At 71.1% G+C, this 20207-nt stretch carries 23 protein-coding genes and 1 pseudogene; 12 read left to right on the top strand and 12 right to left on the bottom strand.

The features are described from left to right. Positions 1-91 precede the first annotated feature (91 nt). A complete protein-coding gene (locus tag ASD35_RS27105; protein WP_162254442.1) occupies positions 92-697 on the top strand; it encodes a tetratricopeptide repeat protein in 606 nt (201 codons plus the stop codon). A gap of 296 nt (positions 698-993) precedes the next feature. Here ASD35_RS27105 and ribA read toward each other — a convergent pair whose 3' ends face one another. Further along, on the bottom strand, positions 994-1608 hold the full coding sequence (gene ribA / locus ASD35_RS09790; protein WP_056874748.1) for a GTP cyclohydrolase II: 615 nt from the start codon (positions 1606-1608) through the stop codon (positions 994-996). 128 nt (positions 1609-1736) lie between these two features. Here ribA and ASD35_RS09785 point away from each other — a divergent pair, with 128 nt between their 5' ends. After that, positions 1737-2432, top strand: a complete 696-nt coding sequence (locus ASD35_RS09785) for a dienelactone hydrolase family protein (RefSeq protein ID WP_056874747.1) — start codon at positions 1737-1739, stop codon at positions 2430-2432. After that, the gene (locus ASD35_RS09780) at positions 2432-3064 is read left to right on the top strand and encodes a uracil-DNA glycosylase family protein (protein ID WP_056874746.1); all 633 of its coding nucleotides are present in this window, start codon (positions 2432-2434) and stop codon (positions 3062-3064) included. Before ASD35_RS09785 ends, ASD35_RS09780 begins: the two co-directional genes overlap by 1 nt. Here ASD35_RS09780 and ASD35_RS09775 read toward each other — a convergent pair. Both ASD35_RS09775 and ASD35_RS09770 read right to left on the bottom strand, forming a co-directional pair. Next, positions 3006-3407, bottom strand: a complete 402-nt coding sequence (locus ASD35_RS09775; protein ID WP_056874745.1) for an HPF/RaiA family ribosome-associated protein — start codon at positions 3405-3407, stop codon at positions 3006-3008. The two genes, ASD35_RS09780 and ASD35_RS09775, sit on opposite strands and share 59 nt — an antisense overlap. Before the next feature lie 61 nt (positions 3408-3468). Beyond that, positions 3469-3939: an Lrp/AsnC ligand binding domain-containing protein gene (locus ASD35_RS09770; RefSeq protein WP_056874744.1), complete on the bottom strand. Its 471-nt coding sequence runs from the start codon at positions 3937-3939 to the stop codon at positions 3469-3471. A gap of 88 nt (positions 3940-4027) precedes the next feature. Between ASD35_RS09770 and ASD35_RS09765 the strand changes: the two are divergent. Further along, positions 4028-6925, top strand: a pseudogene (locus tag ASD35_RS09765) (L-glutamate gamma-semialdehyde dehydrogenase); the annotation flags it as partial. 673 nt (positions 6926-7598) lie between these two features. On the opposite strand, the gene ASD35_RS09760 reads toward ASD35_RS09765, so the two are convergent. The 5 genes from ASD35_RS09760 to ASD35_RS09740 all read right to left on the bottom strand — a co-directional run bounded on the left by ASD35_RS09760 (position 7599) and on the right by ASD35_RS09740 (position 11558). Next, positions 7599-8246 carry a pyridoxamine 5'-phosphate oxidase family protein gene (locus ASD35_RS09760; protein WP_235538300.1) on the bottom strand — a complete coding sequence of 216 codons (648 nt, stop codon included), beginning with the start codon at positions 8244-8246 and terminating at the stop codon, positions 7599-7601. Continuing rightward, the gene (locus ASD35_RS09755; protein WP_056874743.1) at positions 8243-8791 is read right to left on the bottom strand and encodes a hypothetical protein; all 549 of its coding nucleotides are present in this window, start codon (positions 8789-8791) and stop codon (positions 8243-8245) included. Before ASD35_RS09755 ends, ASD35_RS09760 begins: the two co-directional genes overlap by 4 nt. 5 nt (positions 8792-8796) lie before the next feature. Beyond that, positions 8797-9552 carry a thioredoxin family protein gene (locus tag ASD35_RS09750; RefSeq protein ID WP_056874755.1) on the bottom strand — a complete coding sequence of 252 codons (756 nt, stop codon included), beginning with the start codon at positions 9550-9552 and terminating at the stop codon, positions 8797-8799. 82 nt (positions 9553-9634) lie between these two features. Continuing rightward, entirely contained in the window at positions 9635-10285 is a 651-nt protein-coding gene (locus ASD35_RS09745; protein WP_056874754.1) for a PQQ-binding-like beta-propeller repeat protein, read from the bottom strand. Positions 10286-10331: 46 nt separating this feature from the next. Then, positions 10332-11558 carry a hypothetical protein gene (locus tag ASD35_RS09740; RefSeq protein WP_056874742.1) on the bottom strand — a complete coding sequence of 409 codons (1227 nt, stop codon included), beginning with the start codon at positions 11556-11558 and terminating at the stop codon, positions 10332-10334. Positions 11559-11645: 87 nt separating this feature from the next. Between ASD35_RS09740 and ASD35_RS27770 the strand changes: the two genes are divergently transcribed. Next, positions 11646-12008, top strand: coding sequence for a hypothetical protein (locus ASD35_RS27770; RefSeq protein ID WP_200956026.1), 363 nt, complete (start codon positions 11646-11648; stop codon positions 12006-12008). A gap of 1 nt (position 12009) precedes the next feature. Here ASD35_RS27770 and ASD35_RS09730 read toward each other — a convergent pair whose 3' ends face one another. Next, positions 12010-12420 carry a hypothetical protein gene (locus tag ASD35_RS09730; protein WP_056874740.1) on the bottom strand — a complete coding sequence of 137 codons (411 nt, stop codon included), beginning with the start codon at positions 12418-12420 and terminating at the stop codon, positions 12010-12012. 34 nt (positions 12421-12454) lie between these two features. Here ASD35_RS09730 and ASD35_RS26545 point away from each other — a divergent pair, with 34 nt between their 5' ends. Genes ASD35_RS26545 through ASD35_RS09720 form a run of 3 tightly spaced genes read left to right on the top strand, consistent with a single transcriptional unit; the run spans position 12455 to position 13363 of the window. Further along, positions 12455-12628 carry an oxidoreductase-like domain-containing protein gene (locus ASD35_RS26545; RefSeq protein ID WP_082580061.1) on the top strand — a complete coding sequence of 58 codons (174 nt, stop codon included), beginning with the start codon at positions 12455-12457 and terminating at the stop codon, positions 12626-12628. A gap of 12 nt (positions 12629-12640) precedes the next feature. Beyond that, positions 12641-12910 carry a DUF2277 domain-containing protein gene (locus ASD35_RS09725; RefSeq protein WP_056874739.1) on the top strand — a complete coding sequence of 90 codons (270 nt, stop codon included), beginning with the start codon at positions 12641-12643 and terminating at the stop codon, positions 12908-12910. Positions 12911-12946: 36 nt separating this feature from the next. Further along, positions 12947-13363: a hypothetical protein gene (locus ASD35_RS09720; RefSeq protein WP_056874738.1), complete on the top strand. Its 417-nt coding sequence runs from the start codon at positions 12947-12949 to the stop codon at positions 13361-13363. Positions 13364-13382: 19 nt separating this feature from the next. Here ASD35_RS09720 and ASD35_RS09715 read toward each other — a convergent pair whose 3' ends face one another. Further along, positions 13383-14705, bottom strand: a complete 1323-nt coding sequence (locus ASD35_RS09715; RefSeq protein WP_082580063.1) for a S9 family peptidase — start codon at positions 14703-14705, stop codon at positions 13383-13385. Between the two features lie 143 nt (positions 14706-14848). Between ASD35_RS09715 and ASD35_RS09710 the strand changes: the two genes are divergently transcribed. After that, positions 14849-16702 carry an ABC transporter ATP-binding protein gene (locus ASD35_RS09710; RefSeq protein ID WP_056874737.1) on the top strand — a complete coding sequence of 618 codons (1854 nt, stop codon included), beginning with the start codon at positions 14849-14851 and terminating at the stop codon, positions 16700-16702. On the opposite strand, the gene ASD35_RS09705 is transcribed toward ASD35_RS09710, so the two are convergent. Together ASD35_RS09705 and ASD35_RS09700 are read right to left on the bottom strand one after the other, a co-directional pair. Then, complete coding sequence (locus ASD35_RS09705) at positions 16699-17706, bottom strand: hypothetical protein (RefSeq protein WP_056874736.1); 1008 nt, start codon at positions 17704-17706, stop codon at positions 16699-16701. The two genes, ASD35_RS09710 and ASD35_RS09705, sit on opposite strands and share 4 nt — an antisense overlap. Before the next feature lie 2 nt (positions 17707-17708). Then, the gene (locus tag ASD35_RS09700) at positions 17709-18056 is read right to left on the bottom strand and encodes a hypothetical protein (protein ID WP_056874735.1); all 348 of its coding nucleotides are present in this window, start codon (positions 18054-18056) and stop codon (positions 17709-17711) included. A 103-nt stretch (positions 18057-18159) separates the two neighbouring features. Here ASD35_RS09700 and proC point away from each other — a divergent pair, with 103 nt between their 5' ends. The 3 genes from proC to ASD35_RS09685 all read left to right on the top strand — a co-directional run bounded on the left by proC (position 18160) and on the right by ASD35_RS09685 (position 20157). Beyond that, positions 18160-18981 (top strand): pyrroline-5-carboxylate reductase, encoded by an 822-nt coding sequence (proC, locus tag ASD35_RS09695; protein ID WP_056874734.1) that lies wholly within the window; start codon positions 18160-18162, stop codon positions 18979-18981. Positions 18982-18990: 9 nt separating this feature from the next. Then, a complete protein-coding gene (locus ASD35_RS09690; RefSeq protein ID WP_056874733.1) occupies positions 18991-19521 on the top strand; it encodes a chorismate lyase in 531 nt (176 codons plus the stop codon). An 87-nt stretch (positions 19522-19608) separates the two neighbouring features. Beyond that, on the top strand, positions 19609-20157 hold the full coding sequence (locus ASD35_RS09685) for a hypothetical protein (RefSeq protein WP_056874732.1): 549 nt from the start codon (positions 19609-19611) through the stop codon (positions 20155-20157). The last annotated feature ends 50 nt before the right edge of the window (positions 20158-20207 follow it).

Here is a 20207-nt window from a genome sequence, read left to right as displayed (position 1 = left end):
TATCCAAGCGGGCCGCTTCGCGGGGGCGACTGGAATTTTTGGGTTTTTGGACAGCCTCGTTAGGGCTTAGATGATGGTCAAAATCAGCAGCATGGATCTTGCTTTCCGGTGGCTAGTTTTTGCTGCACTTTGGATTGGACTATCGACATCGGCAACTGGCGCTCCTCGAACGCCAACCCCGCCGATTGTCCGGCTCGGCGACTACTCCTACACGGTCCCAGTCTGGTGGGATAAGGTCCAAGTCAAGGTGCCTGAGCACTTCCAGTCAATGCACGAAGTGGAGGCATATGTTTATGGCAAGTACGGGAACGACGTAGGTACAAGCGCAACATGGCGAATGGCTCTCAAGACTTATGCCCTCGCGTATCAGAGATTCCCCCGCACGCTTCCTGTGTACCTTGCCCATTGCCATATGCGTGGCGGTGACCTTGATCGCGCCGCTCAGATTTATGCAGACTTGTATGAGCTTTCGTCAAGCCAAGCCGAAGAAGAGCACTGGTATCGGGTCTATCTCGCTTTCAATGCCGGTCTCGCGTATGCCCGGTTGGGGCGCTTGTCTGAAGCACAGCATTGGTATCTGCTTGCTTCGCGCTATCTGAACGACGAAGGTCCGAACGCTGGCGCAATCATTTCGTATGCGCGGCAGGCGGAGCAGGCACTTCAAGACCCTGATTTTCTCCCGTATTCTGAGAAGTAGGATTGGACGTGCTGAGAGGCAGGCCCTAACCATTCGCTCGAGCCGACTCGCGTCGGCAAGCCGCCGCTCGCGGCTCAGCTTCAACGTTGAGAGCGCTCGTCGCCAGCTACTTCACACGGGCCGCTGCGTTCAGGTAGCCGTTTCCCGCGGGAAAAGTTCAATACTTTGACCTCGCACCGAGCGAACCGCCGAGGCCCACGAGGGCCTCAAGTTCGAAACTTTGCCGTTGGTTTGGTCGCTTCAAGCAGCCCGGGTTCACTATGAACCTAGTTCGAAACTTTGATCGTCGGCACCTCCTACTCGAACAAATGCCCCAGGTCGTGATGACCCATCTGGTCGGCCTTGGTGCGCAGGTAGCGCTCGTTGTCCGGCCCCGGCGCGGTCAGCGACGCCTCGCGTTGCACCACCTCGATGCCGAACTCGGCCAGCGCCGCCATCTTCAGCGGGTTGTTGGTCAGCAGCCGGATGCGGTTCACGCCGAGCGCCCGCAGCATGCAGGCCGCGGCGTCGTAGCGGCGCGCGTCGATGGGAAGGCCGAGCTGGGCGTTGGCCTGGATGGTGTCGGCGCCGGCGTCCTGCTCGGCGTAGGCGCGCAGCTTCTGCACCAGGCCGATGCCGCGACCCTCGTGGCCGCGCATGTAGACGATGGCGCCGCGGCCCTGGGCGGCGATGCGCTTCATCGCGCTCTCCAGCTGCGGCCGGCAGTCGCAGCGCAGCGAGCCGAACACCTCGCCCGTCATGCATTCGGAATGCACGCGCACCAGCGGCGGCTCGTCGCCGGGCTGGCCCGCCAGGTCCCCCAGGCTCAGCACGACGTGCTCCTGGCCGCTGTCGCCCTCACGGAAGCCGTGGATGGCGAACTCGCCATAGGGCGTGGGCAGGCGGGTGGAAACGATGCGTTCGATCTTCATGGTGGGGTGCGGCGAGCCGCCATTGTCGCCGCCCGTGGGAATACCCGTCAGTCCTGCTGCAACGTCTGGAATCACTGCGCTGAAAAGCGTTGCGCTAGCCTGTGCGTCTTCGCAACCGAAAGACCCCCATGAGCCAGCGCATCCAGTTCCAGCGCCCCGATGGCGCGTCCGTCAGCGGCCACCTGGCCGAAGCCGCCGAGCCGCTTGGCGCGGTCGTCGTCATCCAGGAGTGGTGGGGCGTGAACGACCAGATCCGTGGCGTCGCCGAGCGTTTCGCAAGCGCGGGCTTCACGGCGCTGGTGCCCGATCTCTACCGCGGCAAGAGCACCGTCGAGGCCGAGGAGGCCGAGCACCTGAAGGGCGACCTCGACTTCGCCGACGCTGCCGCGCAGGACATCCGCGGTGCGCTGCTGCACCTCAAGGCTTTGGGGCTGGGCAGCGGCAAGGTCGGCATCACCGGCTACTGCATGGGCGGCGCGCTGACGTGGCTGGCGGCGCAGCAGTCCCCCGAGGCCGATGCGGCCGTCGTCTGGTACGGCATGCCGCCGCTCAAGGCCATCGACGCCGCCAGGCTGAAGCTGCCGGTGCAGGCGCACTGGGCCACGCAGGACGAGTTCTTCGCCATCGACCAGGTCGACGCGCTGGAAGCCAGGCTGAAGGAAGCCGGCGCCAGCTACGAAGGCCACCGCTACCTGGCCCGTCATGCGTTTGCCAACGAGACGGCGCAGGGCGCGGGGCGCATCCCGCAGACGCAGTACGACGCCGCCTGGGCGCAGCAGGCCTGGGACCGGGCGATGCGCTTCTTCGGCCAGCACCTTGGCTGATGGCCACGGCGCTGGCGCGGCTGCTGCCCGAACTGCGCGCCTGCACGCATTGCGAGCCGGCGCTGCCGCTCGGCGCGCGGCCCATCTTCCAGCTCGACCGACGCGCGCCCATCCTGATCGCCGGCCAGGCGCCTGGGCGCGTCACGCATGCCAAGGGCCGGCCGTTCGACGACGTCAGCGGTGACCGCCTGCGCGCCTGGCTGGGCGTCACGCCCGAGCAGTTCTACGACCCGGCCTGCTTCGCCATCCTGCCCATGGGCCTGTGCTTCCCCGGCACCGGCGCGTCGGGCGACCTGCCGCCGCGGCCCGAATGCGCGACGCGGTGGCGCCGCCGCGTGCTGGACGCGCTGCCGAACGTGAAGCTGACCCTGGCCATCGGCCAGCATGCGCTCGCCGGGCACCTGGGCAGCAATGCGCCGGTCGACGCGCTGGTGTCCGGCTGGCAGGACGGCTTGGCACGCGGCCTGCTGCCGCTGCCCCACCCCAGCCCGCGCAACCAGCGCTGGCTGAAGCAGCGGCCGTGGTTCGAGGCGGAGGTGCTGCCCGCATTGCGTGAGGCCGTGGCCGACGCGTTCAAGGCGGCGACGGCGGCGCCTCCTCTTCGTCCTCGGCCCGCGTCGCATCCGCACTGAGTTCACCGGTGCCCGGATGGCGCCGCTGACGGTCCATTTCCTTGCCGAGCGCGGAGTCGAGCGCCTTGGTCAGCTTGTCGGCGGCGCCCTCGATGGCCAGGTGCAGGCTCTCGGCCTGGTGCGTGACCGCCATGTTCTTCAGCCCCGCCACGCGCGCCTCCAGCATGCAGCGCATGTCGGCGGCGCCCGATTTCGCGCTGCCGTTGACGTCGCCCAGGTGTGCCTCCACATGCGTCACACGCTCCTTGTGGTGGTCCACCGCGTCGCGGATCACGCCCTCGACATGCTCGATCAGCTTCTCGTGGCCTTCCACATGGTTGTCGGTCTCTATCCGTACCTGCATGACGTTCCTTTCGACGCGGACATCGCGCGATGCTGACACTAGGGCAGGCGTCGTGCCACCCTCAGATAGGCAAAGCGTTCGTGGCCTTGACCTCTTCCATGACGGCATAGGTCCGCGTCTCGCGCACCCCGGGCAGCGTCCAGATCACGCTGCCGATGAACTCCCGATAGGCGCCCATGTCGCGCACCCGCGTCTTCAGCAGGTAGTCGAAGCCACCGGCCACCAGGTGGCACTCCAGGATTTCCGGGCGGGCCTGGACGGCGGCCTTGAAGGTGTCCATCACGTCCTGCACCGTGCGGTCCAGGTGCACTTCGATGAAGACCAGCATCGCCGCGCCCAGCTTGGCCGGGTTCAGCCGCGCCTCGTAGCCCAGGATGTAGCCCTCGCGGGTCAGGCGCTTCACGCGCTCCAGCACGGCGGTGGGCGACAGGTGCACCGTCTCGGCCAGCTTGAGGTTGGAGATGCGCCCATCCGCCTGCAGCGCGCGCAAGATGCGTTCGTCGATCTTGTCCAACCTGGGTTCCTCGCTCATATGGATTTTCGTCGGCCGTTCTTGTGATTGTTGGAATTTAATCCAAGAGCCGCTTCAATACATTGCAGGATCTCACCAGGAGCCCGCCATGCCAGCCTTTGTCGCCCCGCCCGAACAGCCCCGCCTGCCGGACCCCTATCGCGCGGAGGCCGGCGTCGTGCAGGCGCTGGTCGAGCGCGTCGGCAGCGCGCTGGACTGGCGAGGCGTCATCGCGATGGCCGCGCCCTGGGTGGAGCAGGTGCGCAGGAACCCGGCGCCGTTCTGGGCGATGGAGTCGCTGCTGCGCGAATACCCCATCACCAGCGCCGAGGGCCTGGCCTTGATGCGCCTGGCCGAGGCGCTGCTGCGCGTGCCGGACGCGCCCACCGCCATCGCACTGACGGCCGACCAGCTGGGCCGTGCCGACTTCGACGGCGCCAGCGAGGGCAGCCCGCACAAGATGCTGGCCGCGCTGTCGGCCTCGGCCATCTCCATGTCCAAGCGCTTCCTGCCGGGGGCGGAGGACGACGGCGGCCTGTTCAAGCGCCTGGGCGCGCAGACCGTGGTGGCGGCCACCGTGCGCGCCATCCAGCTGCTGGGCCGGCAGTTCGTGCTGGGCCGCAACATCGGCGAGGCGATGAGCGAGGCGGACGACGCCCGCAAGGCGCAGAAGAATCTCAGGTTCAGCTACGACATGCTGGGCGAAGGCGCCCGCACCGAGAGCGACGCACGCCGCTACCAGGCCGCCTACCTCGGCGCCATCAAGGCCATCGCCGCCGGCCACCGTGCGGACTCTCCGGAGGCGTCGGACGGCATCTCCATCAAGCTCAGCGCACTGTTCAGCCGCTACGAGGTGCTGCAGCGCGAGCGCGTCTTCGCGGAGCTGCTGCCGCGCGTGTGGGAGCTGATCGAGCTGGCCGCCAACGCCAACATCAACCTGACCATCGACGCCGAGGAGGTCGACCGCCTGGAGCTGTCGCTGGACGTGCTGGACACGCTGGCCGCCAAGATCGCCATCGTCTACCCGCAATGGCGCGGCTTCGGCCTGGCGGTGCAGGCCTACCAGACGCGCGCGCTGGCGGTCGTCGACGAAGTGGCCGCGATCGCGCGCAAGCACGGCCTGCGCTTCATGGTGCGGCTGGTCAAGGGCGCCTACTGGGACGGCGAGATCAAGCGCGCTCAGGAGCTGGGCCTGTCGCACTACCCCGTGTTCACGCACAAGCAGCACACCGACGTGAGCTACCTGGCCTGCGCCCGCGCGCTGATCCAGCATGCCGACGTCATCTACCCGCAGTTCGCCACGCACAACGCCGGCACCATCGCCGCCATCGTGCAGATGGCCCGCGCCACCGGCGCGCAGTTCGAGATGCAGCGCCTGCATGGCATGGGCGAAGGCGTCTACCGCGAGGTGCTGAAGGACGGCACCATCCCCTGCCGCGTCTACGCGCCGGTCGGCGAGCACCGCGACCTGCTGGCCTACCTGGTGCGGCGCCTGCTGGAGAACGGCGCCAACTCGTCTTTCGTGCACCAGCTGGCCGACCCCAGCGTGCAGGTGCCCGAGCTGCTGGGCTCGCCGCTGCTGGAGGTGCGCGGCACGAGCGCGCTGCCGCTGCCGCCGGCGCTCTACTTCGATGAACAAGGCCGTGGCCGCGCCAATTCCACCGGCGCCGACCTGACCGCACCCGCCCAGCGCGCGCCGCTGCAGGCTGCGCTGGCCAGCGTGGCGGTGCGCGCGGTGCCCGAGGCCACGGGTTCGGAAGTCGACGCCGCGATGCAGCGCCTGCATGCCGGCTTTGCGGGCTGGAACGCCCGCGCGGTGCCCGTCCGCGCCGCCATCCTGCGCCGCGCCGCCGACGACCTCGACGCCCGCCTGCCCGAGTTCTGCGCGCTGCTGGTCAAGGAGGCCTTCAAGACGCAGGCCGACTGCGTCGCCGAGGTGCGCGAAGCCGTGGACTTCCTGCGTTATTACGCGGACCAGGGCGAAGCCGATGTTGAAGCGATGCAAGGCCGCGGCGTCTTCGTCTGCATCAGCCCGTGGAACTTCCCGCTGGCCATCTTCGCGGGCCAGGTGGTCGCCGCGTTGGTGGCCGGCAATGCCGTCGCCGCCAAGCCCGCCGAGCAGACGCCGTTCGTTGCGCTGAAGTTCGTCGAGCTGCTGCACCAGGCCGGCGTGCCGGCCGACGCGCTTGCGCTGCTGCACGGCCCCGGCGAGACGGTCGGCGCCGGCCTCGTGGCCCATGCGCACACGGCCGGCGTCTGCTTCACCGGCTCCACGGCGGTGGCGCAGATCATCAACAAGGCGCTGGCCGCGAAACCCAATTCGCCGATTCCCCTCATCGCCGAAACGGGGGGCCTGAACGCGATGGTGGTGGACTCGACGGCGCTGCCCGAACAGGTCATCGACGCCGTCGTGCAATCGGCCTTCCGCTCCGCCGGCCAGCGCTGCTCGGCATTGAGGTTGCTGTGCGTGCAGTCCAGCATCGCCGAGGGTGTCGTCGAGATGCTTCGCGGGGCGCTTTCGCAGCTGCATGTCGGCCAGCCGGCCAACCTGGCGACCGACGTCGGCCCCGTCATCGACGACGAGGCGCATGCCGGCATCAGCCGCCATGTCGAGCGCCTCAAGCGCGAGGCCAAGCTCATCGCCGAGGCGCCCGTCGCGGAGGCCATGCCGCGTCAGATCCGCCCCGTCGCCTTCGAGCTGCCCACCGTGCAGCACCTGCGCGAGGAGATCTTCGGCCCGGTGCTGCATGTCGTGCGCTTCGACGCACCGGTCGACGAGGTCATCCAGGACATCAACGCGCTGGGCTATGGCCTGACGCTCGGCATCCAGACCCGCATCGACAGCCGCGCCCAGCGCCTGGCCGACGAGGCCCGCATCGGCAACGTCTACGTCAATCGCAACATCATCGGCGCGGTGGTGGGCGTGCAGCCGTTCGGTGGCGAATGCCTGTCCGGCACCGGCCCCAAGGCCGGCGGCCCCGACTACCTGCGCCGCTTCTGCGCCGAGCCGGTGCTGGACGCGCCCGCGCCGCCGCTGGTTCTAGACGGCCCCGCCGACGCGCTGGCCGTGGCCGCCGACCCGGCGTGGCGCGCCACACCGCTGGCCGACCGCATCGCCACGCTGCGCCGCGCCGCCGACACGCTGGACGCGCCCGCGGCGCTGGCGCTGCGCAGCCTCTTCCCGGCCGCGCACACGCGGTTCGACGACGTCGTCCTGCCCGGCCCCACCGGCGAAAGCAACACGCTGCGCCACCACGCCCGCGGCGTCTTCGCCGTGCTGGGGCGCGGCGACGCCGGCCTCGCGGCGGTCGTCAGCGCGCTGCTGGCCGGCAACAGCGCCATCTGGCTGGGCGGCGACGAACGCGCCCGCCAGGCGCTGCTGCGCGCCGGCCTGCCGGTCAATGCGCTGACGCTGCTGCCCGACTCGGCCCTGCCCGGCCTGCTCGCCGCGCCGCAGCTGGCGGGCGTGGCGCTCGCGTCATCCGACCCGGCCGCCGCCCACGCGCTGGCCCAGGTACTCGCCGCGCGCACCGGTGCCATCCTGCCGCTGGTGACGGCGGCCGGCCATGTGCGCCAGCTCTACCGCTGCGCAGCGGAGCAGACGTTGACGGTCAATACGGCGGCAGCGGGGGGGAATGCGGCGTTGCTGGCGGGCGTGGCTTGACGCCGGCGGCGCCGGCTCAATAGAAGCCTTCGCGCCGGCGGTAGCGCTCGGCGCGTTCGGTGTCGTACTTCGCGGCGTCGAACGCCTCGCCCTGGATGGCGCGGTGCACCTGGCCGCCGGTCGGCAGGACCGACGGGTCGACGAAGCGCGCCGGGTCCCACAGGCCGGACCGCAGGAACGCCTTTGAGCATTGCGTGTAGGCCTCCTCGATGTCCACCAGCAGGCCCAGCACCGGCGTGCGGCCTTCCAGCGCGCAAGGTGCGAGCAGCGCGGCGTCGGTGGTCAGCGTGGCGCGGCCGTTGACGCGGAACGTGTCCGTCGCGCCCGGCACGATGAAGATCAGGCCCACCTGTGGGTTCGCCAGCACGTTGCGCAGCGAGTCGGCCAGGCGGTTGCCCGGCCGCTCGGGGAGCAGCAGCGTGCGCTCGTCCAGGATGCGGACGAAGCCGGGCGGGTCGCCGCGCGGGCTGACGTCGCAGCGGCCCATCGCATCGCTGGTCGCGAGGCACACAAACGGCGAACGCTCGATGAACACGCGCGTCACGGCGTTCAGCCGGTCGGTGATCTTGGCGCGCGCCAGCGCGGCGGGCTCGCCGATGAGCGCGCGCAACTGCGCCTCGCTGTGGACGATGTCGGCAGTGAGGCGGTGGGACGGCGGTGTCATTGGCGAAGGCTCTGCAGGCGGTGCGCCCATTGTGGGCGCAGCGCGGCAACGAAGCGGCTCGCGCCCAGCGCGAGGGCTGCAGTGACGGCCAGCATCGCCGTCATGTGCACCACCACCGCCGCCAGCGCGAGCAGAAGCGAGCCCGACGCCGTGATCTCGCGGGCCGGCGACGCGCTCAGGCATAACGGCACCAGTGCCGGCACCAGCATCAACCCGCTGCCATGCAGCGTGGCGGCCGCAAAGGCGCCCGCCGCGATGCCGCCGCAGCGCTTCAACCGCAACAGCACAAAGGCGCCCAGTGCCGCCAAGCCGGCCAACGGCGCCAGCGCGTCCATGGGCCCGCCCAGCATGGCGACGCTCAGCGCCACCGCGGCGACCGAGGCCGCATGCCCGATGGCAATGGGCCCCAGCGCGCGCAACGCCTGCCGCGCATCGCCCGTGCGCAGGCCGCACAGGGCGGCCAGCCCCCAGCCCGTGCACGGGTTGAGCCCATGCAGCGCGCCGGCGCCGGCCACGGCCAGCCAGGGCCACAGGCTGGTGCTCATGGCGCTCAGGCCTTGGCGCCGCAGCAGCTGGCGGGCGGGGCGACGGCGTCTTCGTAGCGGTCATGGTGCCGCACCCACGCCATCGTGTACTCCAGCCCGGCCTCGTCCCGGCCCTTGGGCGTCAGGTCGACGAGGTTGTACGTGCCCATCATGACCTCCACGCCGCGGCCGAACGTCGAGTACGTGTGGAAGACATCGCCCGCGTCGTCCTTGTAGAAGACGCTGATGCCCGGCGCCTCGGTCTGCGGGAAGGGCGTCATGTGGAAGTTGTAGAACACCTCGCCGTCCACGCGGTCCTCGGGCGCGAAGCTGACGTTGAAGTCACGGTTGAAGTCGTTGCCGTGCGACGAGGCCCAGTTGAACCGCCAGCCCATGCGCTCGCGAAAGCGCAGCAGCTCGGCCAGCGGCGCGCGCGACACGGCCAGCAGCGCGATGTCGCGGTGGGCCAGGTGCACGGCCATGCCGTCGAGGTGGTCGGCCATGAAGGAGCAGCTCTTGCAGCCCTGCTCCCAGCCGGGGCCGAACATGAAGTGCTGCACCAGCAGCTGGCGCCGGCCCTGGAACAGCTCGCCCAGGCGCCGCGGGCCGTCGGCGGTGTCGAAGACGTAGTCCTGTTCCAGCCGAACCCTGGGCAGGGCGCGACGCTCCGCGGCGAGGCGGTCGCTCGCCTGGGTCAGCGCCTTCTCCTGCGCCAGCAGGGTCTTGCGCTCGGCGATCCAGCGGTCGCGGGTCACGATGGGGTGGGGGAGGGTGGCGGTCATCAAGCGCTCCTTGGGTTGAGGGAAGAACAAGGCATGCAGCGGCTCCACCCGGGGGGCGGGTGGGTGTCTGCTTCAGGGGGAATCAGGCGGCGCGGGCGCGCTGCGGGCGGCGGACCGCGCGGACCTTGCCGCTGCTGCCGCCGCCGGCGTAGAACAAGGCCTTGCCGTCGGACTCGAGGCCGCTGACGCCGGTGCCGGCGGGCATCTGCAGCGTCTCCAGCACGGCGCCGTCGGCGGGGTCGATGTGGCGGATCTCGCTCTCGTCGCCCTCCCAGGTGCCGTGCCAGAGCTCGCCGTCCACCCAGGTCACGCCGGTGACGAAGCGGTTGGTCTCGATGCTGCGCCGCACGGCGCCGGTGTCGGGGTCGATCTGGTGGATCTTGCGGGCGCGGTACTCGCCCACCCACAGGCTGCCCTCGGCCCAGGCCAGGCCCGAGCAGCCCTGGCCCGGCGCCGGGATGGTGGCGACGACGGCGCCCGTGGCCGGGTCGATCTTGGCGATGCGCGCCTCGGCGATCTGGTACAGGTGGCGGCCGTCGAAGGCCGTGCCGGCGTCGCAGGTGTGCGGCAGGCGCTGCGCCACCTCGCCGCTGGCCGGCGCGATGGCGAGCAGCGCGTCGTTGGTGGCGGCCCAGACGCGCTCGCCGTCGTGGGTGATGCCGTGGATGGCGGGGTGGCCCTCGAAGGGGCCGTACTCGCGGACGATCTCGGCGGGCTGGGTGGGGGCGGTCATGGCTTGCTCCGGGTTGGCGCGCCGTCTCCAGCGCATGGCCGCCAATCTACGCAAGCGGCAGCGCGGCGGGGAGTAACAAGATCGTCGTGAAACCGGCGAAACCGACCAGAGGCGGCGCCAGCCAGCGCCGCGCGCGCGCCTGGCCGATGGCGCGCACGCGGCCCGCCGCCTCCAGCTCGGCCAGCGCGCGCTGCACCGTGCGCTGGCTGTCGCCCAGCGCCAGGGCCAGCGCCGACGTCGACCAGGCCGCGCCGTCGGCGAGCAGCGCGACCAGCTCGCCCTGGTCGCCGTCCACGGGCGGCGCCAGCACGGCCACCGCGCGCCCGTCCCGCGGCCGCAGCGCAAAGCCGCGCGGCGTGGCGTCGAGGTCGGCCACGTCCTTCAGCAGCGCGCGCAGCCGGCCGATCTCCACGCGCAGCCGGGCACGGTGCGTCTCGTCGGCCTCGCGCAGCCGGAAGGCGCGGGCGATCAGCACGTCGCGCCCCGCGTCGCCCGGCCAGGCCTCGGCCAGCACGCGCAGCAGCGTGAACAGGATGGGCCGGCGAGCCAGCGCCAGCGAGGCGTCGCCGGCGCGCAGGCCGTGGCGGCAGGCATCCACGACCAGCGCGCCCGAGCCCAGCAAGGCCGCCACCTCATGCAGGCGCAGCGGCTGCGCCTCGCCGCCCGCCAGGCGCCGCGCGGCCGGCTGGGCCAGCACCGCGCGCGCCTGCCGCGCCTCGGCCTGCAGGGCCGGGATGCCGGCACGCCCGGCCGCTTCGTCGGCCTGCGCCAGCGCCGCCTCGGCGTCCGCGATGCGCAGGCGGCGCAATGCCAGCTCGGCGCGCGCCAGCGCCGCGACGGCGGCGGGCAGCGGCGGCAGGCCGGCGGTGTCGATGTCCAGCAGCGCCGCGGCCGCGTCCAACTGCCCCAGCAGCAGCCAGCGCCGCGCGGCGATCAGGCCGGCCTGCAGCGCATTGGCGTGGTCGCCGCGCGCCGCCAGCGTGTCGCGCGCGGCCTCCAGCGCGCGCGGTGGCGCGCCGAAGTCGCGCAAGGCCAGCGCCACCTCAGCCTCGGCCACGACGCAGCGGGCGCGCGCCAGCGCCTCGTGCGCGCCGAAGCCGCGCGCCGCCTGCCGCAGCAACTCGCGCGAGCGCACCAGCTCGCCCAGCTGCGCCATCGCGATGCCGCGCAGCGCCAGCGCCGGCGGGTCGCTGCGCAGCGCCACGCGCTTGAGCGCCTGCAAGGCGTCGCCGGCGGCGAGCGCCCGGGCGGCGGCGGAGATCAGCGAGTCCATCCCCAAAGGTTAGGGCCTGTCCGCGTCACGGTGCTCCGCCACCATGCCTCGTACGCGCCCGCAGTCATGGGCGCAAGGGAGGACGAGATGTTTCCTTGGTTCTGGCTCTGGGCGCCGCAGCTGCGCCTGCCTTTCAGCGGCGACGTGGCGCAGGACATCGAGCCGCGCCTGGACTGGTTCTTCGCCGGCATCAAACCCCAGGCCGGCAACGCGCGCATCGAAGCCCGGGCCTTCGACGTGGCGAGTTACGGTGACCAGTTGGGCGTCATCACCGAGCTGCTCCTCGAGTGGGCCGAGCGCCTGCCGGCCGACTTGCAGGCCGGGTCCGCGCCGCTGCAGGAGCTGCGCGAGATCCACCGCCGCATCCAGGCCATCAAGGACGCCGAACGCGAGCGCGAGCTGGCCACGCTGGAGGCGCGCGTGCGGCAGCTGCGCGAGCGGCGCGGCTGAGTCAGAAGAAGTTGTCGAGGAAGGCGGCTGCCGCTGGCGACAGGCCGACGATCTTGTCCGTCGCCTGCCGATAGAACTTGAAGTTCAGCTCGGTCTCGGGCCGGCCGTCGCCCCAGTCCGCAAACGGCTTGAGCTCGGCACGGCCCAGCCGGCGCGTGGCGAGCGCGGTGCGCTGGACGCGGACGCTGACCCGCGGCGTCTGGCGCTCGATGCCGGGCTGGCGCGGCGTGGCCTCGGCCGCCGTGACGACGCCGCGCGCCACCAGCCCTGCGCCGCCTTCGTTCTCGCTGGCGAAAAGGTAGACGACGTCGCCGGCGGCGATGCGCTTGCCGCCGTACATCGTCTTCTGCGCGGGGAAGTCGAACCGCGCGGCCTGCGGGTCGCGGATCTCGGCCTTGATGGCGAACGTCATGGGGCCCATCTTCGCTGCTTCAGAATGCCTGTCGATGACCGACGTGCCCGACCCGGACCCCATGCCCCAGCCGCCCCCGCAGCCCGACCTGGACGCCTGCTGCGGCAACGGCTGCGACCCCTGCATCTTCGACCTGTACGACCTGGCGATGGACGACTACCGCCGCGCGCTGCGTGAATGGCGGCAGCGGCATCCCGAGGCCGGTTGAAAGGACTCCGCCATGTGCCGCAACATCCGCACCCTCTTCAACTTCGAGCCGCCGGCGACAGAGGTCGAGATCCGCGACGCTGCCTTGCAGTTCGTGCGCAAGCTCAGCGGCTTCAACGTGCCGTCGCAAGCCAACGCGGCGGCGTTCGACCATGCCGTGCAGGCCATCGCGGCCGAGGCCCGCACGCTGATCGCGTCGCTCCAGACGACGGCCGAGCCCAAGAACCGCGAGGTCGAGGCCGCGAAAGCGAAGGCGCGCTCGGCGGAGCGCTTCGCGCGCTGACGCACAATCGCCGCGCCCGCCTCTCCGCTGCCCGCCATGCGCCTGAAGATCGCCCTGTCCGTCGTCGCCCTGCTGCTGCTCATCACGGCCTGGTTCGTGTTCGCCTGGCACTGGAGCTATTCGGAAGGCGAGCGCGCCGGCTGGGTGCAGAAGCTCTCGCGCAAGGGCTGGGTCTGCAAGACCTGGGAAGGCGAGCAGGCGCTGGTGTCACTGCCGGGCACGGCCTCGGTCGAGAAGTTCTACTTCACCGTGCACGACGAGGCCACGGCCGCGGCCATCAACAAGGTCATGGGCCGGCGCGTCAACCTGCACTACGAAGAGAAGGTCGGCCTGCCGGGCGCTTGCTTCGGCGAGACGCGCTACTTCGTCACCGGCGTCACGCTGGTCGACGAGATCTCGCTGTCGCCCGGCATCGTGGTGCCGGTGCCGCCGGCTTCGGCGGCCAGCCAGTAAGGCGGCGGTCGGCGGGGCATCACTGCTTCTCTCGCTGCGACGCAGCCGGTGCGCTCAGGCGAAGCGCCGAAGCGCGGCCGTAGCTGCCGTGCACGTCGCCCTTGATCCAGTCCGCCAGCAGCTTCAAGTAGCCGTCGGTGATGCGGGTCGGCGTGCGAGAGCCGTCGGCCTTCACGCTGAACTCCACCATGCCGTGATCGGTGTCGGGAAAGACATGGGCGTCGATCGGGCGGCCCGCCGCGATCAGCTTCAGCAGGACGGCGCGCGTGGCTTGGATCGGTGCCTCCCGGTCCTCTTCAGCCAGCACCCAGAGCAGCGGCACCTTCAGCCGCCTCAGCACCGCAGCGGCGTCGTAGTCCCAGATGAGCTCCAGGTTGTCGAAGCGGGCCCGGCCTATCCTTCGCAGGTCGGCGTCGCTCATGCGCAGCATGTCGCCGCTGTATTCGCCCTGGATCGTCGCGGCCCAGGGTGCGCTGCCGATGTCGCGCCGGACTTTGGCCAGTGACGCGTACCCCTGCGTGAAGTGCGAGCGCACCAGCGTGGCCGTCGCACGCGCCAGCCGTTCCACCTGGGCCACCTCGGCGGCGCCGAGCTTCATCTGCCGGGCCTCGTCGAGGAGCTGCTCGCGGTCTTCCTCCGTCGGAGAGACGACCAGCCCGAAACCCACGGCCACGAAATCGGCGGGAGACCGCGTGCTCGCCAACGGTGCGACCCAGCCGCCCTGGCTGCCGCCGAAGAAGCCGGCACGCCCGAAGCGGCCGGCGGCCAGGCGGCGAGCCTCCTGCAGGGCCGCCGCCGCATCGTCGGCGAGCAGCTCGAAGTTCTGCGTGTAGTCGCCCGCGGAGGCGCCGGTGCCGCGCTTGTCGTAGACGAAGACGGAGACCCCTTGCGCGGCCAGCATGTAGGCATAGACGCTGCCGATCGCCGCGGTCTTCTCGGAGCCGTGCACCATCACGACCAGCGGTCGATCGGCGGCCGGCTCGCCCGGCGGTTCGACCAGCCGGCCCGCCAGCCGGGTGGCCGCGCTGACGAAGCTCGTGTCGGTCTCGCGGGTGGTGCTGCGGGTCCAGCGGCGCACCTCACCGCCTGGCACCGTGACCGTCGCCACGTCGGCATCGCAGGCGATGGGGGATCCCGCGGCCCCGGTGCTGCCCCGTCGTCCGTCGCGAAACAGATATCGCTGGCCCGATCCGGGTGGCGGCAGGGCCGAGCCGATCACCACGAAAGCCTCACGGCCCTCGCCATACACACCGGGCCGGCATGGCGCCGCGGCATCCGTCGGCGCGGCGAACGCACCAGCCCGCACAAAGGCCAGGGCGCACAGCGCGCAGGCGTCTTTCATCCTCAGGTTCATCGCGTTGCATCCTTTCTGTGGCGCTGTCACGGCAAGTGGACGACGTGCGGGACGAAGTCTCCACCCGCGCGTTGGACGGCCTCGCACGCTGATGCCACGACCTGACAGCGGTGTCCGGCGAAACTATGCGGATGGCCTTTTTCCAACCGCTCGCCGCGCGCTTCGAGCGCCTCGTCGACCCCTATCCCGAAACCGCCGGCCACGCGCCGCCCACCGGCTTCTTCGCCTTCCTGTGGCGCTGCGCCGATGGCGTACGGCCGCACCTGGCGGCGGTCACGCTGTTCACGGCCGGCATCGCGGCGGCCGAGGCGCTGCTGTTCAGCCTGATGGCGTCGCTGGTGGACTGGCTGGCCGGCGTCAAGCCGGCCGAGCTGTGGACCCGGCCCCAGCCCGTCATCGTTGCGCTGCTGGCCGTGCTGGGCACCAGCGTCGCGCTGGCGGCGGTGCAGGCGCTGCTGAAGTACCAGGGCGTGTTCGGCAACTTCCCGATGCGGCTGCGCTGGCTCTTCCACCGCCGCATGCTGGGCCAGAGCCTGGCCTTCTTCGGCGACGAGTTCGCCGGCCGCATCGCCACCAAGGTGATGCAGACGGCCCTGGCCGTGCGCGACACCTGGCTCATCGTCGTCGACATCCTGGTCTACGTCGCCGTGTATTTCGGCACCATGGTGGCCATCGTCGCCAGCTTCGACCCCTGGCTGATCGCGCCGTTCGGCGTGTGGCTGGCGCTCTACGTCGTTGCGTTGCGCTTCTTCGTGCCGCGGCTGGGCAGGATCGCCCACGCCCAGGCCGATGCGCGCAGCCTGATGACCGGCCGTATCACCGACGCCTACACCAACATCGCCACCGTCAAGCTGTTCGCCCACGGCCGGCGCGAGGCCAGCTATGCCAAGTCGGCGATGCAGGACTTCATGGTCACGGCCTACGGGCAGATGCGCCTGGTCACCGGCTTCGAGGTTGTCAACTCGGTGCTGTCCGCGCTGTTGGTCGGCAGCACGGCGCTGCTGGCGCTGTGGCTGTGGGGCGTGTCGGCCATCGGCGTCGGCGCCGTCGCGGCCGCCACCGCGATGGCGATGCGTCTGAACGGCATCTCGCACTGGGTGATGTGGGAGATGGCCTCGCTGTTCGAGCACATCGGCACCGTGCAGGACGGCCTGGCGACGCTGTCCAAGCCGCAGGCCATCGCCGATGCGAACGGCGCCGCCGAGCTGACCGTGCCGCGCGGCGAGGTGCACTTCGAGAACCTGCACTTCGCCTACCCGAACGGCAAGGTGGTCGTCGACGGCCTGGACCTGCGCATCCGCCCCGGCGAGAAGATCGGCCTGGTGGGCCGCAGCGGCGCGGGCAAGAGCACGCTCGTGAACCTGCTGCTGCGCCTGTACGACCTGCCGGCCGGCGGCGGCCGCATCACCATCGACGGCCAGGACATCGCGACCGTCACGCAGGACTCGCTGCGCCGCCACATCGGCATGGTCACGCAGGACACCTCGCTGCTGCACCGCTCGGTGGCCGACAACATCCTGTACGGCCGGCCCGACGCGACGCCCGCCGACCTGGAGCGCGCCGCCACGCGCGCGCACGCCGACGAGTTCATCGCGCAGCTCTCCGACCCCAAGGGCCGCACCGGCTTCGAGGCGCATGTGGGCGAACGCGGCGTCAAGCTCTCTGGCGGCCAGCGCCAGCGCATCGCCATCGCCCGCGTGATGCTGAAGGACGCGCCCATCCTGCTGCTGGATGAGGCGACCAGCGCACTCGACAGCGAGGTCGAGGCGGCCATCCAGCAGTCGCTCTACACGCTGATGGAGGGCAAGACGGTGGTCGCCATCGCGCACCGCCTCTCAACGATCGCGGCGCTGGACCGCCTGGTCGTCATGGACGCCGGCCGCATCGTCGAGCAGGGCACGCATGCGGAGCTGCTGGCCAAGGGTGGCATCTATGCGCGCCTGTGGGCGCACCAGAGCGGCGGCTTCCTCGGGCTGGACGACTAACGCGCCTGCAAGCGGGGGTTGGATGGCAGCGCCGCGCCGCGCAGCTGGCTGTCCAGGAAGGCCGCGCTGAGCCGCTGTGCCTCGCCCAGGTCGGCATGGGCCGCCTCGGTGGCGCTGCCGCTGCGGGGGCCGCGCGGCGCGCCGCCGGCCGGGCCGTGGCTGCCGCCCTGCCCGCCACCCATGCCGCCGCGGCGGCCCAGGGCTTCGCCGCCGCGGTGCTGATCCTGTGCATGCCAGCCGTCGGGCGCCAGCGTGCCCGCCAGTGCCGTGTGCGAGAGGCCCGGCAGGTTCAGCAGCCAGCCGGCACCGGGGCGCTGGGTCTCGAAGGCGCGGCGGCGCTCGGCGGGCCGCGTGAAAAGGCCCAGCGCATCGCCGTCGTCGTCGCCGCTGATCAGCAGCAGCGGCGGTGCCGCGGCGGGGGCGTCCATCGGTGGCGGGCTGATCGCGATGACGGCGCGCGGCTGCCACGCGCCGGCGTCGGCGCCGAGGTCCAGCGCGGCCTGCGCACCGGTCTCGTAGCCGGCAACGGCGGCGCGTTGCCAGTCCAGCGTCACGCCGGCCGCGGCCGGCTGCGCCTGCAGCGCGGTCAGCAGACGGCGCAGCGCGGCCAGGCGTTGAGCGCGCATGGCCTCGCCATAGTGCAGCTCGCCCAGCGCGCGGAATTCTCCGGTGCGCGCCAGCGTGGAGCGCCAGGCGGCCGCGTCGTCTTCCAGCGGCTGCACCGTCAGCACGGCATAACCCGCCTGTGCCCACGCGGCCACCCAGCGTTGGCCGGCGTCGCTGTCCTGGCCGATGCCCGGCAGGTAGACGACGACCGGCAGGTTGCCGCTCGCAGCGGCGCTGCGCGTGATGCCGACCCGCCGGCCCTGCAGTTCGAAGCTGGCCAGCGCCAGGTTCAGTTCACGCGTGGCCGTCTCGGCCCAGGGGCGCGGCGCGGGCGCGCCGGCGCAGCCGGCCACGGCCAGCACAGCCAGCGTCAGCAGCGTGCGGCGGTCGGGTTGCATCGTCAGAACTTGCCGAAGAAGGCCGTGATGTCGAAGTAGACCGACAGCTCGCGGCCGTCCGCCGTGGTGATGTCGAGGCGGTCGTAGGACTTGTCGCCCTGGTGGAGAAGGGCCTGGCGCGTGCGCTTGTAGCCGGGATAGCGCTGTGACAGCCACATGTATTCGGAGCGCACGCCGGCAACGCCCTTGAGCTCGGTCTGGATGACCACGGCATTCGCCAGGCTGCTGCCGTCGCTGCCGGCGTAGGTGATGCCCGGCGGCGCCACGACCGGCGGCGCGGGCGGTGCCGTCTGGCAGGCGGCGAGGGCGAGGCTGAGCAGCAGGGCTGCGGCGAAGCGCGGTGCGGGCATGGCAAGGCGGAGGCTGGTGAGGATGCGCGCAACGATAGCCGCGCCGCGCCGCTGCTTTGTGTCCCGAGGCTTGCGGGAAAACGCGCCCTTAGACTTCCGCCCCATGAGTGCAGAACGTGCAGAAGTGATCGCCTTCATCGGCGGCGGCAACATGGCCAGCGCCATCCTCGGGGGGCTGCTGCGCGCCGGCATGTCGGCCGCGCAGTTCATCGTCGTCGAGCCGGTGGCCGCGCAGCGCCAGAAGCTGGCCGGCGAGTTCGGCGTGCAGGCCCTGCCCGCCGGTGACGCCGGCCTGGCCCGCGCCACCACCGTCGTCTGGGCCGTCAAGCCGCAGCTCTTCGCCGAGGCGGCCGCGCCGCTGAAGGCCTGGGTGAGCGGCGCGCTGCAGCTGTCGGTGATGGCCGGCATCCGCTCCGATGCGCTGGCGGCTGCCACTGGTGCCGAGCGCGTCGTGCGGTCCATGCCCAACACGCCGGCGCTGATCGGCCAGGGCATCGCCGGCCTGTATGCGCGGCCGGCCGTGTCGGCCGACGGGCGCGCCCTCGTCGAGCGGCTGCTGGCGCCGACCGGCCAGACGCTGTGGGTCGAACGCGAGGACGACCTCGATGCCGTGACCGCGTTGTCGGGCTCCGGCCCGGCCTATTTCTTCTTCTTCGTCGAGGCCATGATGGCCGCGGCCGTCGACATGGGCCTGAGCGCCGAGCAGGGACGCCGGCTGGCGCTGGCCACCTGTGCCGGCGCGGCGGCGCTGGGGCTGGCGTCGGACGAGTCGCCCACCACGCTGCGCGAGCGCGTCACCAGCAAGGGCGGCACGACGCATGCGGCCATCACGTCGCTGCAGGCCGACACCGTGGACGCGGCCATCCGCCGCGCGGTGCTGGCTGCGCAGAAACGCGCGGCGGAGCTGGGCCGCGAGTTTGGCTGAAGGCGGCTGATGGGCATCGCCACCCGCAACAGCTTGCGCGACTGGCTGCGGGCGCCGGGTTCGCTGAGCCGCCGCCTGGCCAGGCTGGGCGAGCGCTTCGAGGTGCAGGTGCTGCGCCAGACCGTCGCGCCGCTGCGCAAGCACGAGCGCATCGCGCTGGGCCAGCCGCACTACGGCCTCGCGCTGGTGCGCGAAGTCATCCTTCGCGTGGACGGCGAGCCGCTGGTCTGGGCGCGCTCGGCCGTGCACCAGCATGCGACGCGCGGCCCGTGGAAGGCCGTGCGCGGCCTGGGCAACCAGCCGCTGGCGCATCTGCTCTACGACGACCCGCGCATCCACCGCAGCGCGCTGCAACCCCGGCGGCTGGCGCGTTATGGCGTGACGCGCCGCCAGATCGAGCGCCAATGGCTGCAGGCCACCGGCGAAAGGCCACCGCCGCAGATGCTGTGGTCGCGCAACTCGGTCTTTAGCTGTCGGGGAGCTGACTTGCGTGTCATGGAAGTGTTTTCACGAAGTCATAAATTCGCGACCCGCCCATAAACCCCCATAAACTCAGTCCGTACCAGAGGGGCGTTAGTACAGACCCGCCGCGCCAAGACGCAGACGGGCTCAATGACTGGGGGCGTTATGAATACCAGAGATGTCGTGATCTTCAGCGGCGAGCGTTTTGTCGTGCCGCAGTGCATCCAACGGATCGACCATTTGTCGACCCACGGATGGCAGCTGCGCTACGGCGGCACCAAGCTGTTCTCGGACCACAGCCAGGACGGCAGCGGCGCCCGGCGCGCGCTGGCGCTGGCGACGAAAGAGCTGCTCAAGCGCATCGCGACGATGCCGGCGCCTTCGCGCCTGCGCCGCACGCCCAGCCGCAAGAAGCAGAGCGACCTGCCGTCCGGCATTTCCGGCCCCATCGTTCGCCAACGTGCGGGAAGTCGTGTCCGTGATTGCAGCTTCGCGGTAACCCTACCCCGCTTCGGTGACACGCCGCTGGCGCGCAGCGTCTACATCGGCACCGAGAACACGTACACGGTGGAGCGTTACCAGGAGGCGCTCGAACGCGCCGTCGCGCTGCGCGAGAAGGCCGAGCTCGCCTACCAGCGCGCCGCGACCAAGGAGCGCCGCGCCCAGGCGCTGACGCTGAAGGTGCAGATGAGCAGCCTGCTCGGCAAGGGCTGAGCGCGGTCATTTCGCGGGGTTTGCCCGGCAGGCGGCGATCGGCGGGCGTA

This window comes from Pelomonas sp. Root1444 (genome assembly GCF_001426885.1).
Taxonomy (GTDB): domain Bacteria; phylum Pseudomonadota; class Gammaproteobacteria; order Burkholderiales; family Burkholderiaceae_C; genus Pelomonas.
The sequence above is the reverse complement of the archived record's forward strand: the minus strand, read 5'-3'. Positions and strand labels throughout refer to the sequence as shown.